Source organism: Streptomyces sp. AHA2 (assembly GCF_036857595.1).
Lineage (GTDB): Bacteria > Actinomycetota > Actinomycetes > Streptomycetales > Streptomycetaceae > Streptomyces.
In genome coordinates, this window is sequence record NZ_JAUQWJ010000009.1 from 293465 (window position 1) to 307894 (window position 14430).

The following is a 14430-nucleotide window of genomic DNA, read 5'->3' on the forward strand; positions in this document are numbered from 1 at the left end:
TGACTATAAAGGGGGTGCGGGTCACTCACAAGGCCTAGAGGTCGACTTCCTGCATCAGCATGCCGACCTCGGTGTTGGACAGCCGCCGCAGCCAGCCCGACTTCTGGTCGCCCAGGGTGATCGGGCCGAAGGCGACCCGCACCAGCTTGTCGACCGGGAAGCCGGCCTCCGCCAGCATCCGGCGCACGATGTGCTTGCGGCCCTCGTGCAGCGTGACCTCGACCAGGTAGTTCTTGCCGGTCTGCTCCACCACCCGGAAGTGGTCGGCACGGGCGTAGCCGTCCTCCAGCTGAATGCCGTCCTTGAGCTTCTTGCCCAGGTCGCGCGGGATGGGGCCCACGATGTGCGCCAGGTACGTCTTCTTCACGCCGTACTTGGGGTGGGTCAGCCGGTGCGCCAGCTCACCGTGGTTGGTGAGCAGGATGACGCCCTCGGTCTCGGTGTCGAGCCGCCCCACGTGGAAGAGCCGGGTCTCGCGGTTGGTGACGTAGTCACCGAGGCACTGCCGGCCCTCCGGGTCCTCCATGGTGGACACGACCCCGGCGGGCTTGTTCAGCGAGAAGAACTGGTAACGCTGCGTGGCGACGGTCAGGCCGTCGACCTTGATCTCGTCCTTCTCCGGGTCGACCCGCTTGCCCTGCTCCAGGACGATCTCGCCGTTGACCTCGACGCGGGCCTGCTCGACCAGCTCCTCGCAGGCGCGCCGGGAGCCGAAGCCGGCCCGGGCGAGGACCTTCTGCAGCCGCTCGCCCTCCTGCTCGGCGCCCGGGAAGGTCTTGGGGAGCTTGACCTCCGGCTTGCCGGCGTAGCGGTCGCGGTTGCGCTCCTCGATCTGAGCCTCGTACTCGCGGGGGCGGGCCGGGGCCGAGCGGCCCTGCCGCTGGGGCTGCCTGGGTCCGCCCTTGGCGCCGCCGCGGGCCGCGCCGCCGCGCCCGGCCTTCGGGCCGTCCTTGGTCGCCCCGGGGCCCACGTCGTAGCGCCGCTCCTCCGGACGCGGCTTCCTGGGACGGCCGCTGCCCTGCTTGTCGTCGCGGTTGTTGCCGGCGCCGCGGAAGTTGCCGCGACCACCACCACTCCCGCCGCGGCCGCCGCTGTTGCCACCACGGCTCCCGCCGTTGTTTCCGCTGCTGTTCCTGCCGCTGCTGCTTCGCATCAAAGTTCCGTCTGGTCGTCTTCGTCGTGGGTTCCCGGGCTCGCCGGGCGGCCCGGCGCGTCGTCGTCGGGCGCGTCCGGGTCGAACGACGGTACGCCCTCCTGGGTCTCGGCCTCGATCGCCTCCGCCTCCGGGAGGAAGGGCGCGAGCTCCGGGAGCTCGTCCAGACCGCGCAGGCCCATCCGCTCCAGGAAGTAGTTCGTCGTCCTGTACAGGATCGCACCTGTTTCGGGTTCCGTGCCCGCCTCCTCCAGAAGACCGCGCTGCAGGAGGGTGCGCATGACGCCGTCGCAGTTGACCCCGCGCACGGCGGAGACCCGGCTGCGGCTGACCGGCTGGCGGTAGGCGACGACCGCCAGGGTCTCCAGGGCGGCCTGGGTGAGCCGGGCCTGCTGGCCGTCCAGCACGAACCGCTCGACGGCCGGGGCGTAGGCGGGCCGCGTGTAGAAGCGCCAGCCGCCCGCGACGTGGCGCAGCTCGAAGCCGCGCCCCTGGGCGCTGTACTCGTCGGCCAGCTCGCGCAGCGCGTCCGCGATCCGGCGCCTGGGCCGCTCCAGGATCTTCGCCAGGTGCTCCTCGGTCGCGGGCTCGTCGACGACCATGAGGACCGCCTCCAGGGCGGGCTTGAGGTCGAGGTCCGCGACGCCCCGCGCGCCGGCCGGCCGGCCGGTGGTTGGCTCGCTCACGCCTTCTTCTCCTCCTTCGGCGGCTCGGGCGGCCGGTCGAACTCGTCGGTGACGGCCGGTGCCTCGTCCCCCTCGCCGCCGGTCCACCGCACGAGCAGTTCGCCCAGGGCGGCCTCCTGTTCCAGCGCGACGGCCTTCTCGCGGTACAGCTCCAGCAGGGCCAGGAAGCGGGCGACGACCGTCAGCGTGTCCTCGGTGTCCTCGACCAGCACCCGGAAACTGGCCTCGCCGAGGTCCCGGAGCCGTGCCACGACGACCTGCGCCTGCTCCTGAACGCTGACCAGGGGGGCGTGGATGTGGTCGACGTAGACCTGCGGCCTGGGCCGCGGCTGCATCGCCTTCACGGCGAGCCTGGCGAACCCCTCCGCCCCGATGCTGATGACCACCTCGGGCAGCAGTTCGGCGTGGTGCGGCTCGAGGCCGACGGTGCGCGGGTAGCGCCGGGCCTCCTCGTCCAGCCGGCCGTTGAAGATGTCGGCGATCTGCTTGTACGCGCGGTACTGCAGCAGCCGCGCGAAGAGGAGGTCCCGGGCCTCCAGCAGGGCCAGGTCGGCCTCGTCCTCCACCTCGGCGGCGGGCAGCAGCCGGGCCGCCTTCAGATCGAGCAGTGTGGCCGCGACCACCAGGAACTCGGTGGTCTCGTCCAGGTCCCAGTCGGGCCCCATCGCCCGGATGTACGCCATGAACTCGTCGGTCACCTTCGACAGCGCGACCTCGGTGACGTCCAGCTTGTGCTTGGAGATCAGCTGGAGCAGCAGGTCGAAGGGCCCCTCGAAGTTCGCGAGCCGGACCTTGAAGACCTTGCCGTCCCCGCCGTCGACGTCCCCGGCTCCGGCTCCCTCCTCGGTCGCGGGGGCGGCACCTGCCACGGCCACGTCGGCCGCCACCGGCCTCTCGGCCGCGACGGCGGCCCGGGCCGCCCCGGCGGACGCCTCGGCGACGAAGCCCCCGGGCCCGGCCCCCGGCCGCGAGACCTCCTCCGGCCCCGGTGACACGTCCCCCCGGCCCGTCCCAGCGACGGCCGATCCGGACGCGCCGGCCCCGGAAGCGCCAGACCCAGGCACGACATCGTCGGGCACGGCAGGCCCGGAAGCGACCACCCCGGGCCCGGCCACCCCGGGCGCGGCAGGCTCGGAAGCGACAGGCTCGGAAGCGACAGGTGCAGGCGCGGCAGCCCCGGGAGCGGCTGGCCCGGAAGCGGCATGTGCAGGCGCGACAGCTCCGGGAGCGGCGGCTCCAGGCACGACATCGTCGGGCACGGCAGGCCCGGAAGCGACCACCCCCGGCCCGGCCACCCCGGGCGCGGCAGGCTCGGAAGCGACAGGTGCAGGCGCGACAACGCCAGGCGCGGCAGGCTCGGAAGCGACCACCCCCGGCGCGACAGCCCGGGGAACAGCGGCTCCAGGCGCGACAACGCCAGGCGCGGCAGGTGCCGGCGCGACGATCCCGGGCGCGGCAGGCCCGGCAGCGACAGGTGCAGGCGCGACAGACCCGGGAGCGGCCGGCCCGGAAGCGGGATGTGCAGGCGCGACAGCCCCGGCAGCGGCGGCTCCAGGCACGACATCGCCGGGCACGGCAGGCCCGGAAGCGACCACCCCCGGCCCGGCCACCCCGGGCGCGGCAGGCTCGGAAGCGACAGCGGCAGGCGCGACAGCCCCGGGCGCGGCCGGCCCGGAAGCGGCATGTGCAGGCGCGACAGCCCCGGCAGCGGCGGCTCCAGGCACGACATCGTCAGGCACGGCAGGCCCGGAAGCGGGATGTGCAGGCGCGACAGCCCCGGGAGCGGCGGCTCCAGGCACGACATCGTCAGGCACGGCAGGCTCGGAAGCGACCACCCCGGGCCCGGCCACCCCGGGCCCGGCCACTCCGGGCGCGGCAGGCCCGGAAGCGACATGCGGAGGGGCGACAGCCCCGGGAGCAGCGAATCCAGGCGCGGCAGCGCCGGGCGCGGCGCCCGGGCCGGTCGCCGTGACCGCTGCCTCGGGCCCGGCCGGGACCCGCGGTCCCGCGGCGGCGGGCAGCTCCCCGGCGACCGCCTCCCGGGCGCCCGCAGCCGCGTCGGCGGGCGGGACCCCGGCGCCGGCGGCACCGGCCCTCTCCGGGGCCGTGTGCGGCCCGGCGGGGCCCTCGTGCTCTTCCTCGGGCCGGCCCGCGTCCGGCGCCTCGGGCCGGGAGACCCCCGGGCCCCTCCCCAGCGCGCGCCGGCGGCCGGCCGGGGCGCCGGGGGGTGGTGGGGAAGCGTTCGAGGTCATGGCCCCCGCAGGCTACCGCTACCGCCCGCGCAGCCGTCGTACGAGGATGCTGGCGTCTCCCCGGGTCTCCAGGTCGGCGAGGACCACCGCGACCGCCTCGCGGACGATGCGTCCGCGGTCGACGGCCAGGCCGTGCTCGCCGCGCAGTACGAGCCGGGCGTGCTCCAGGTCCATGAGCTCCTCGGCCGACACGTACACGGTGATCTTCTCGTCGTGCCGCTCGCGGCCGCTGGGACGGCGTGCGGCGGCCCGCCCGCGCTTGCGCGGGGCCGCGGCGTCGGCGGCAGAACCTTCCTGCGCCGCCTGCCGGCGCCCGGAACCGGAACGGCTGCGGGACTCCGCGGCCTCGGACCGGTCCGCGTCCGCGGCGACGTGCTCCGCGCCCTCGCCGTCGCCGCCCTGCGCGGGCACCGACTGCGGGACGTCCTCCGCCGCCGCGCCGCCCTCCCCCGCCGGAGCGGGCACCCGGGCGTCGCCGTTGGCCGGACGCCTGGGCGAGGACGGCTGCAGCCCCATCCCCCCTGTCGTACGGAAGAGTTCGTCGGCCCCCGGCAGACTCACTCGGCGTGACACCGGGCGAGCACCTCCCTGGCGAGCTGGCGGTAGGCGGCGGCACCGACGGAGTTGGAGGCGTACGTGGTGATCGGCTCGCCGGCGACCGTGGTCTCCGGGAACCGGACCGTGCGCCCGATGACCGTGTGGTAGACGTGGTCGTCGAACGCCTCGACGACACGCGCGAGCACCTCACGGCTGTGCACCGTGCGCGAGTCGTACATCGTGGCGAGGATCCCGTCGAGCTCCAGGTCGGGGTTGAGCCGCTCCTGGACCTTCTCGATGGTCTCGGTCAGCAGGGCCACACCGCGCAGCGCGAAGAACTCGCACTCCAGCGGCACGATCACCTTGTGCGCGGCCGTCAGGGCGTTGACCGTGAGCAGGCCGAGCGAGGGCTGGCAGTCGATGACGATGAAGTCGTAGTCGTCCAGCAGCGGCTTCAGGGCGCGCTGCAGCGTGGACTCGCGGGCGACCTCGGAGACGAGCTGGACCTCGGCCGCCGACAGGTCGATGTTGCTGGGCAGCAGGTCCATGTTGGGGACCGCCGTCTTCAGCAGCACCTCGTCGGCCGCCATCCCCCGCTCCATGAGCAGGTTGTAGACGGTGAGGTCCAGCTCCATCGGGTTGACGCCGAGTCCGACCGACAGCGCGCCCTGCGGGTCGAAGTCCACGAGCAGGACACGGCGTCCGTACTCCGCGAGCGCGGCACCCAGGTTGATGGTCGACGTGGTCTTGCCGACGCCGCCCTTCTGGTTGCACATCGCGATGATCTTCGCGGGTCCGTGGTCGGTCAGCGGGCCCGGGATCGGGAAGTACGGCAGCGGGCGCCCGGTCGGGCCGACGCGCTCCCGGCGCTGTCTGGCCGCGTCGGGCGCGAGAGTCGCCGCGTACTCCGGATCGGGCTCGTACTCCGCGTCGGGGTCGTAGAAGTGCCCCTCGGGCAGTTCGTCGTAGTCGGCGAAGTGGTTGTGGGGCGCGCCACTTCCGTCGCCGGCCATGGCGTTCACGTGATGGCCATCCATCTTCTGGTGTGCTGTGTGAGTCGCCTGCTGACTCTGGTGGGCTGCGAAGGTGCGCACAGCGACGGAGCCGACAGCCGCGAAGCCCGCGGGCCCCTGGTCCCGTGCAGGCATTCCTGGTTGACCACCCCCGGGAGTAAATGTCGACTCATTCACAAGTCGTCTTACCTCCTTGGGGACCAGGAAACTTCTAGACAGGTCAGCGTGGCACCATGCCGACGGTTGGCGACTCTATGGCGTGTCGGGCGTCCGCAGCAACACAATCCGCCGGACCCGGCCCGATGTGTCGGCAATGAAACATCCCGCTGTCAAGGGCGTACGGCCGTCGCACGGCAGGTTTCACCGGTGTGCGAATCGGTTGAAGGGTTACGTTCGAGGCGAGTTGCCCGAGAATCGCGAAGTGACCATACACACATCCGGCCGGACCTTGCGGGCAAGGTCCGGCCGGGTGCGCGGCGTTGACGACACGTGTTGACGTATCGCCTTTGCCGTGGGGTGACTTAGCCGACTTACCGGCTGGCGGGTGTCGGTGCGCGGCTCAGCCGAGCAGCGAGGACAGCTCGACGTGCTCCACGCCGTGCGCCTCCGCGACCTCGCGGTAAACGACCTTGCCGTCATGCGTGTTGAGGCCCTTGGCCAGCGCCGGGTCGCGGCGCAGCGCGTCCACCCAGCCGTGGTCGGCCAGTTCGACGATGTAGGGCAGCGTGGCGTTGGTCAGCGCGTAGGTGGAGGTGTTGGGCACCGCGCCGGGCATGTTGGCGACGCAGTAGAACACCGACTCGTGGACCTTGAAGGCCGGTTCGGCGTGCGTGGTCGGACGGGAGTCCTCGAAGCAGCCACCCTGGTCGATCGCGATGTCGACAAGGACACTTCCGGGCTTCATGCGCGAGACCAGCTCGTTGGTGACCAGCTTCGGGGCCTTGGCGCCGGGGATGAGCACCGCGCCGATGACGAGGTCGGCCTCCAGGCAGGCCTTCTCCAGCTCGAAGGCGTTGGAGACGACGGTCTGGATCTTCGTGCCGAAGATCTTGTCGGCCTCGCGGAGCTTGTTGATGTCCTTGTCGAGCAGGGTCACGTGGAAGCCCATGCCGATGGCGATCTGCGCGGCGTTCCAGCCGGAGACGCCGCCGCCGATGACGACGGCACGGCCGGCCAGCACGCCGGGGACGCCGCCGGGCAGCACGCCGCGGCCACCGTTGGCGCGCATCAGGTGGTAGGCGCCGACCTGCGGGGCCAGACGGCCCGCGACCTCGGACATCGGGGCGAGCAGCGGCAGCGCGCGGTTGGACAGCTCGACGGTCTCGTAGGCGATGGCCGTGGTGCCGGACTCCAGCAGGGCGTCGGTGCACTCCTTGGACGCGGCCAGGTGCAGGTAGGTGAAGAGCGTCTGGTCCTTGCGGAGGCGGTGGTACTCCTCGGCGATGGGCTCCTTGACCTTCAGCAGCAGGTCGGCGGCGGCCCACACCTCGTCGGCGGTGTCCAGGATCTGCGCGCCGGCGGCGACGTACTCCTCGTTCGTGATCGAGGAGCCGACACCGGCGTCGCGCTCGATGACGACCTGGTGGCCGTGGCGCACCAGCTCGTGCACGCCGGCGGGGGTGATGGCCACCCGGAACTCGTTGTTCTTGACCTCGCGGGGGATGCCGACCTTCACGTCGATCACGGTCCTTGGCTCAGAGGGTATGGGGGGTACTTCTTAGACATACCCGGGCACGCACGGGCACACCGGGAGAGACCGCAGAGAACGTGCGGCAGAGCCAGTCTAATGAAGGTGTTCCAGGTGTCTAGCCTTTCATTGCATCAATCTTCCGCTGATGCGGTACGGATATCGCAGGCGCCTGGGTCGTTTTGAAGGTTTGACTCATCGAGAATCCCCTCGGCGGCGTCCCGGTGCAGCCCGGCGGAGGCGGGATCGCCGAGGTCTTCCAGGGTGTCGGCGGCCCGCAGGTGCAGGGCCGCCTGCAGCCGCGGGTCCTCCGCACGCCGCGCCCACTCCACGGCCTCCCGGCAGGTGCGCAGCGCCTCCTCGGGCCGGCCGGCGTACTCCTGCACCCGCGCCAGTTCGCCCAACGCCCGCGCCTGCGCGCCCGCGTCGCCGCTCCTGCGGTACCCGGCGATCGCGGCGCGCCAGTTGCGCAGGGCCTCGCCGTAGCGGCGCGCGAGGGTATGGGCGGCGGCGATGCGCCCGTACAGCCGGGCGGCGTCGGCGCGCTCGCCCCGGGCGAGCCGCTCGACCAGGGCCCGGCCGAACCAGTCGGCGGCCCGGTCGACGTCCCCCAGCTCCAGGTGCGCCGCGCCTACGGATTCCATCGCCCGGCCGGTCGCGTACGGGTCGTTCACCTCACGTCCGGCGTCCAGGGCGTCCCGGTAGCGCGCCAGGGCGTCCTCGATGCGGCCGGCGCGGGCGTCGAGGTCGCCGAGGTTCAGCAGGGCGGCGGCGCGCTCGCGGGGCAGGCTCCGCCGCTCGGCCACGTCGAGGACGAGGCGGTGGATCTCGTAGAGGTCGGGCGCGGCGGCCCGGGTACCGACGTGGGCCGTCATGGCCCGTACCAACTGGGACATCAGCCGCCGGGCCAGGGTGTCCAGCTCCCCGTCGGCGACCGCGAGCCGGGCGGCGGCCAGCAGGGCGGGCCGGGTCAGCCGCAACCACTCCGCGGCCGCCCTGGGGGTGGGGAAACGCAGGGCGCGCGGCATCTCCAGCAGCTTCTGGCGGGCCTGGAGGCTGTCGGTCTCGGTGATCGCCCGGCATGCCTGGAGCAGCCGCACGGTCCGTTCCAGCATGCGCGCGCGGGCCAGCTGCAGCTCGGCGGGGCGTTCGTGGTGCGCGGCGAGGACCAGCAGTTCGGGATGGAGGCATGCGGGCACCTCGTACTGCGGCAGCGGGGAGTCGACGGCGTGCAGGAAGCCCAGGGCGACGAAGTCGTCGAGGGCGCTGCGGGCGCTGTCGACCGAGCATCCGGCCAGCGCGGAAGCGGTCTGCGGGTCGACCAGCCCGGCCGGGGCGAGGGCGAGCAGGCGCAGCATCCGGGCGGCGCTCGCGGGGAGCGCGGCGTGGGCGAGCCGGAACACCCGGGACAGGGCGGTGCCCTCGGCGTCCTCAGCGCGCAGCTGTTTGGCCAGGTCGGAGACGGCCGCCTTGGGCCGGGCCGCCAGCCAGCCGCCCGCCAGCGTCAGCGCGGCCGGCTGCCCCTGGCACTCCTCGGCGAGTCCTTCGGCGGCCCGGGGGTCGACGGTGATGCGGACCGAGCCGGTGTGCCGGGCCAGCAGCTCCACCCCCGACTTGGCGTCCAGGCCGCCCAGGGTGCAGGGGCGGACGTCGCGGATGCCGGTCAGCGGACCCGCGGAGACCGCGACCACCAGGCAGTCCGGGGTGTCGGGGAGCAGGGCGTCGACCTGCCCGGCGTCGGCGGCGTCGTCCAGCAGGAGCACCGCCCGGCGGTCGGCCAGGGCGGTGCGCAGGGCGTGGGTGAGGTCGTCCTCGCCGGCCCCGGCGGGGGCGGCCTCGTCCAGGGCGCCGAGCAGCTCCCGGGCGGCGCGCCCGACCGGTACGGGGGTGCCGTCGGGGTCGGTCAGGCGGGCGCGCAGCACCCCGTCGGGGTAACGGTCCGCGACCTGCCGGACGAGTTCCCCGGCCAGGGCGGTACGGCCCGATCCGGGCCGGCCGGCGATGAGCAGCACCCGCGCGCGGGGCGCCTTGCGGCCGGCCAGGGTGTCCAGTCCGGCGCGCTCGATGTCGGCGCGCAGTTCCTTCAACTCCCGTGTGCGGCCCAGGAACTCGCGCTGCCCGGCAGCGTCCCGGGCCGGACGCGCGTCGTCCGTCTTCACGACCTGATCCGTCACGGGCCACACTCCCGTCCCACCGCACACGCAAGCCCGCCGGGACTCCGGTTCGGGCGTGCCCCAGAGCCTAGTTCACGCTCTGCAACGTCCCCGGAGGAGCACGGCGGGCACGGCGGACGCGTCCCCCGATCGGATCAGCAGATCGTAGGACCACGCGCCTGGGGAGCGCCCGAGGGGCGCGGGGATCTGCGCGGCGAGCCACCACGAGGCGGCGTCGGCCGACGGCCTCCACGGCCCCGGCCCGTCACGGCGCTCCCAGCGGAGCGCTACGCCTCGAACGGGCGGGCCGGCCAGGGGGCCTGGGCCGGGCGCAGGGAGTCCAGGCCGTCGCCGGACCGCGCGGCGACCAGGGACAGCACGCCCACGACCAGGCAGTTGTTGTGCAGCTCGCCGGCGAGCACACCCCGTACGAGGTCCTCGACCGGCACCCGGTCGAGTTCCATGTCGGCCTCCTCCTCCGCGACCGCGAACCGCTCGCCCACGGCCTCGGACAGATCACGGGCGAGGAAGATCCGCACGGCCTCGTCGCACCCGCCCGGGGTGGTGTAGACGTCGGTCAGCACCCGCCAGTCCTCGGCCTTGACGTGCGCCTCCTCGTACAGCTCGCGCTGCGCCGCGTGCAGCGGGTTCTCGCCGGGGACGTCGAGCAGACCGGCCGGGATCTCCCACAGCTTGTGGCGCACGGGGTGGCGGTACTGGCGCAGGACCAGGACGCGGTCGGCCTCGTCGAGGGCGAGGACGGCCACGGAGCCGGGGTGGACCTGGTAGTCACGGCCGACCACGGTGCCGTCGGGCATGACCACGTCGTCGGTGCGCACGGAGGTCTTGTTGCCCACGAACGGGGTGTTCGTCGCCCGGACTTCCCACTCCTCGGGAGTGTCCTTGATCGTCATGCCTGTCCTTCCGCGTGCCCTGCACGACCTGCCGAAACGGAACCGGGGTGCACACCCTTTGAAGGAATGCACCCCGGCCACCGTACAACCGGTGTGTTACTCGGAAGTCTTCCGCTCGACCGCGGCCTTGACGAGCCCCGCGAACAGCGGGTGCGGACGCGTCGGGCGCGAGCGCAGCTCCGGGTGCGCCTGCGTGGCGACCAGGTAGGGGTGGACGTCGCGCGGGTACTCGACGTACTCGACGAGCTTGCCGTCCGGCGAGGTGCCGGAGAACAGGATGCCCGCCTGCTTCTCCAGCTCGGCCCGGTAGGCGTTGTTCACCTCGTAGCGGTGCCGGTGGCGCTCCTCGACGTACTCCTTGCCGTCGTACACCTCGCGCACGATCGAACCCTCGGCCAGCTTCGCCGGGTACATGCCGAGCCGCATCGTGCCGCCCATGTCGCCCTCACCGGAGACGATGTCCATCTGCTCGGCCATGGTGGAGATGACCGGGTGGCCGGTGGCGGGGTCGAACTCGGTGGAGTTGGCGTCGGCGATGTCGGCCAGGTTGCGCGCGGCCTCGATCACGATGCACTGCAGGCCCAGGCAGAGGCCGAGCAGCGGCACCTTGTTCTCGCGGGCGTAGCGGATGGCGCCGACCTTGCCGTTGACACCGCGCTCGCCGAAGCCGCCGGGGATGCAGATGCCGTCGACGTCGCCGAGCTGGGCCGCGGCACCGGCCGGGGTCTTGCAGTCGTCGGAGGTGACCCACTTGATCTTGACGCGGGCCCGGTTGGCGAAGCCGCCGGCGCGCAGGGCCTCGGTGACCGACAGGTAGGCGTCGGGCAGGTCGATGTACTTGCCGACCAGGGCGAGGGTGATCTCGTGGTCGGGGTTGTGGACGCGGTCGAGCAGGTCGTCCCAGGTCGTCCAGTCGACGTCGCGGAACGGCAGATCGAGCTTGCGCACGACGTAGGCGTCCAGCCCCTCGCCGTGCACGGTCTTGGGGATGTCGTAGATCGAGCGGGCGTCGGGGCAGGCGACGACGGCGGCCTCGTCGACGTCGCACATCAGTGAGATCTTCCGCTTGATCGCGGTGGGCACCTCGCGGTCGCAGCGCAGCACGATGGCGTCCGGCTGGATACCGATGTTGCGCAGAGCCGCGACCGAGTGCTGGGTGGGCTTCGTCTTCAGCTCACCCGAGGGGCCGATGTACGGCAGGAGCGAGATGTGGACGACGAAGACGTTGTCGCGGCCGACCTCGTGACGGACCTGGCGGACGGTCTCCAGGAACGGCAGCGACTCGATGTCGCCGACCGTGCCGCCGACCTCCGTGATCACGACGTCGACCTCGTCCGTCGCCATGCGGCGGATGCGGTGCTTGATCTCGTTGGTGATGTGCGGGATGACCTGCACGGTGTCGCCCAGGTACTCGCCGCGCCGCTCCTTGGCGATCACGGTCGAGTACACCTGGCCGGTGGTGACGTTGGCCGAGCCGTCCAGGTCGCGGTCGAGGAAGCGCTCGTAGTGGCCGATGTCCAGGTCGGTCTCGGCGCCGTCGTTGGTGACGAACACCTCACCGTGCTGGAAGGGGTTCATCGTGCCGGGGTCGACGTTCAGGTACGGGTCGAGCTTCTGCATCACGACGCGCAGGCCCCGGGCCTTGAGCAGCATGCCGAGGCTGGAGGCCGTCAGGCCCTTGCCGAGCGAGGAGGCGACACCCCCGGTGACGAAGATGTGCTTGGTCGTCGTGGAATTGGGCATGGCCAAGAGGGGGCTCCCGTGGTCGCGATCTGGAGGTGCGGTTCGGGGGTCAGACGCCCACCGGTCCACGGGCTACCAGCGTATCAGCGCTGCGGGGTGATGGCTTCCGGCCACGCTCCGCGCACATTCCGACACGGCGCGGTCATCGTCACCGCTCCCTCACCCGTTGCTCACTCGTTCGGCGTACCCGCCTTGCCGCGACCGGCACCCGGAACATCCGACCGCGTCGTATCCTGCTCGGACACTCGCTGCCGAGCCCGCCCGGCCCCACGGCACCACCCCCCGCCCGTACGTAACCGGAACAACGTGAGCTCGTCAGTTCGTTGAGCAACAATTGGCGCTTTGCATCACGGCTGAGTGACCTGTTTTGCTTCATCGCTCAACGACGGATTGCAAGACCTGCTGAAACCCCCCTTGACCGCATCAAGCGACAGCCCCCTTGCGGGGTGACGTGGCCGTTCGACTGGAGTTGCACGTGGCCGGGCGCATCGAAGACTACGCACTCATCGGAGACATGCAGACCGCTGCCCTGGTCTGCCGGGACGGGACGGTCGACTGGCTGTGCCTGCCCCGCTTCGACTCGCACGCCATCTTCGCCGGCCTGCTGGGCACCGAGGAGCACGGCTTCTGGCGGCTCGGCCCCGCGCACGCCCCCGACCAGGAGCCGCCCATCGCGGCCCGGCGCCACTACCGCGGTGACTCGCTGATCCTGGAGTCCGAGTGGGACACCCAGCGGGGCACGGTCCGGGTGACGGATTTCATGCCGCCGCGTGACGGCGCCCCGCAGGTGATCCGCATCGTGGAGGGCGTCTCGGGCCGGGTGCCGATGCGGTCGGAGCTGCGGATGCGGTTCTCCTACGGCCGGGTCGTGCCCTGGGTGCACAAGCACGAGGGCCGCACGGTCGCCGTCGCGGGCCCCGACTCCGTGTGGTTCGACACACCCGCGGAGACCTACGGTGAATCGCTGACGACCTACGCGGACTTCACGGTGGCCCCGGGCGACCGGATCGCGTTCACCATCTCCTGGCAGCCCTCGCACAAGGAGCCGCCGCCGCTGCCCGAACCGGAGCAGTCGCTGGAGGCGACGGAGGACTTCTGGCGCGAGTGGGTGGACCACTGTACGTACCACGGCCCGTACCGCGAGGCCGTGGTCCGCTCGCTGATCACGCTGAAGGCGCTGACGTACGCCCCCACCGGCGGCATCGTCGCCGCGCCCACCACCTCCCTGCCGGAGGACATCGGCGGCGTCCGCAACTGGGACTACCGCTACACCTGGCTGCGCGACGCGGCCATCACCCTGTCCTCGCTGCTGCGCACCGGCTACCGCGAGGAGGCCCGCGCCTGGCGCGAGTGGCTGCTGCGCGCGGTCGCGGGCGACCCGGAGAACCTGCAGATCATGTACGGCATCGCCGGTGAGCGCGAGCTGGGCGAGGCGGAGCTGGACTGGCTGCCGGGCTACGAGAACTCCGCCCCGGTCCGGGTCGGCAACGGCGCGGCCCACCAGCTCCAGCTGGACGTGTACGGCGAGGTCACCGAGGCGCTGCACCTGGCCCACATGACGGGCCTCGCGCGCAACGACTACGCCTCGCTGCTCCAGCTGAAGCTCATCCGCTACCTGGAGGGCCACTGGCAGGAGCCGGACGAGGGCATCTGGGAGGTGCGCGGCCCGCGCCGCCACTTCGTGCACTCCAAGGTGATGGCCTGGGTCGCCGTCGACCGCACGATCAAGCTGATCGAGTCCGGTGACGCGGACGGCCCGCTGGAACGCTGGAAGGAACTGCGCGAGGAGATCCACCGGGACGTGTGCGAGAAGGGTTACGACAAGGAGCGCAACACCTTCACGCAGTCCTACGGCTCCAAGGAGCTGGACGCCTCCCTGCTGCTGATCCCGCAGGTGGGCTTCCTGCCGCCGGACGACAAGCGGGTCATCGGCACGATCGAGGCGATCCAGCGGGAGCTGTCCACGCCGGACGGCTTCATCCTGCGCTACCCGACCGAGGGCGACGACGAGGGCGTCGACGGTCTGCCCGGCGACGAGGGCGCGTTCCTCGCCTGCTCGTTCTGGATGGCCGACGACCTGGCGATGATCGGCCGGGTGGACGAGGCCCGACGGCTCTTCGAGAAGCTGCTGTCGCTGCGCAACGACCTCGGTCTGCTCGCGGAGGAGTGGGACCCGCGCCTGCAGCGTCAGGTGGGCAACTTCCCGCAGGCCTTCAGCCACGTGCCGCTCATCGACACGGCGCTGCGTCTGACGGCCTCGGGCGCCTACGGCGGCTGACCGGCACGGCCCGT

10 protein-coding genes are annotated in these 14430 nt (G+C 72.3%); 1 reads left to right on the top strand and 9 read right to left on the bottom strand.

The window, feature by feature from the left end; all coding sequences use genetic code 11:
* Positions 1 to 34: 34 nt before the first annotated feature.
* The 9 genes from Q5694_RS20820 to Q5694_RS20860 all read right to left on the bottom strand — a co-directional run bounded on the left by Q5694_RS20820 (position 35) and on the right by Q5694_RS20860 (position 12138).
* Entirely contained in the window at positions 35 to 1153 is a 1119-nt protein-coding gene (locus tag Q5694_RS20820; RefSeq protein ID WP_333934688.1) for a pseudouridine synthase, read from the bottom strand.
* Positions 1153 to 1839, bottom strand: coding sequence for an SMC-Scp complex subunit ScpB (gene scpB / locus Q5694_RS20825; RefSeq protein WP_333934689.1), 687 nt, complete (start codon positions 1837 to 1839; stop codon positions 1153 to 1155). Before scpB ends, Q5694_RS20820 begins: the two co-directional genes overlap by 1 nt.
* Positions 1836 to 2834 carry a segregation and condensation protein A gene (locus Q5694_RS20830; protein ID WP_443040908.1) on the bottom strand — a complete coding sequence of 333 codons (999 nt, stop codon included), beginning with the start codon at positions 2832 to 2834 and terminating at the stop codon, positions 1836 to 1838. Before Q5694_RS20830 ends, scpB begins: the two co-directional genes overlap by 4 nt.
* A gap of 1275 nt (positions 2835 to 4109) precedes the next feature.
* On the bottom strand, positions 4110 to 4664 hold the full coding sequence (locus Q5694_RS20835) for a hypothetical protein (RefSeq protein ID WP_333934691.1): 555 nt from the start codon (positions 4662 to 4664) through the stop codon (positions 4110 to 4112).
* Entirely contained in the window at positions 4649 to 5776 is a 1128-nt protein-coding gene (locus Q5694_RS20840) for a ParA family protein (protein WP_333934692.1), read from the bottom strand. Before Q5694_RS20840 ends, Q5694_RS20835 begins: the two co-directional genes overlap by 16 nt.
* Positions 5777 to 6200: 424 nt before the next feature.
* Entirely contained in the window at positions 6201 to 7325 is a 1125-nt protein-coding gene (gene ald, locus Q5694_RS20845) for an alanine dehydrogenase (RefSeq protein ID WP_333934693.1), read from the bottom strand.
* A 137-nt stretch (positions 7326 to 7462) separates the two neighbouring features.
* Positions 7463 to 9502, bottom strand: coding sequence for a tetratricopeptide repeat protein (locus tag Q5694_RS20850; RefSeq protein ID WP_333934694.1), 2040 nt, complete (start codon positions 9500 to 9502; stop codon positions 7463 to 7465).
* Between the two features lie 266 nt (positions 9503 to 9768).
* Positions 9769 to 10395: an NUDIX hydrolase gene (locus Q5694_RS20855; RefSeq protein WP_333934695.1), complete on the bottom strand. Its 627-nt coding sequence runs from the start codon at positions 10393 to 10395 to the stop codon at positions 9769 to 9771.
* 96 nt (positions 10396 to 10491) lie between these two features.
* A complete protein-coding gene (locus Q5694_RS20860; RefSeq protein WP_333934696.1) occupies positions 10492 to 12138 on the bottom strand; it encodes a CTP synthase in 1647 nt (548 codons plus the stop codon).
* Positions 12139 to 12613: 475 nt separating this feature from the next.
* On the opposite strand from Q5694_RS20860, the gene Q5694_RS20865 reads away from it, so the two are divergent.
* Entirely contained in the window at positions 12614 to 14416 is a 1803-nt protein-coding gene (locus Q5694_RS20865; RefSeq protein ID WP_333934719.1) for a glycoside hydrolase family 15 protein, read from the top strand.
* Positions 14417 to 14430: the final 14 nt, after the last annotated feature.

Coding starts and splice junctions, on each gene's coding strand:
- Q5694_RS20820 (WP_333934688.1), bottom strand. CDS start 1,153: ATGCGAAGCAGCAGCGGCAGGAACAGCAGCGGAAACAACGGCGGGAGC.
- Q5694_RS20840 (WP_333934692.1), bottom strand. CDS start 5,776: ATGCCTGCACGGGACCAGGGGCCCGCGGGCTTCGCGGCTGTCGGCTCC.
- Q5694_RS20855 (WP_333934695.1), bottom strand. CDS start 10,395: ATGACGATCAAGGACACTCCCGAGGAGTGGGAAGTCCGGGCGACGAAC.
- Q5694_RS20860 (WP_333934696.1), bottom strand. CDS start 12,138: ATGCCCAATTCCACGACGACCAAGCACATCTTCGTCACCGGGGGTGTC.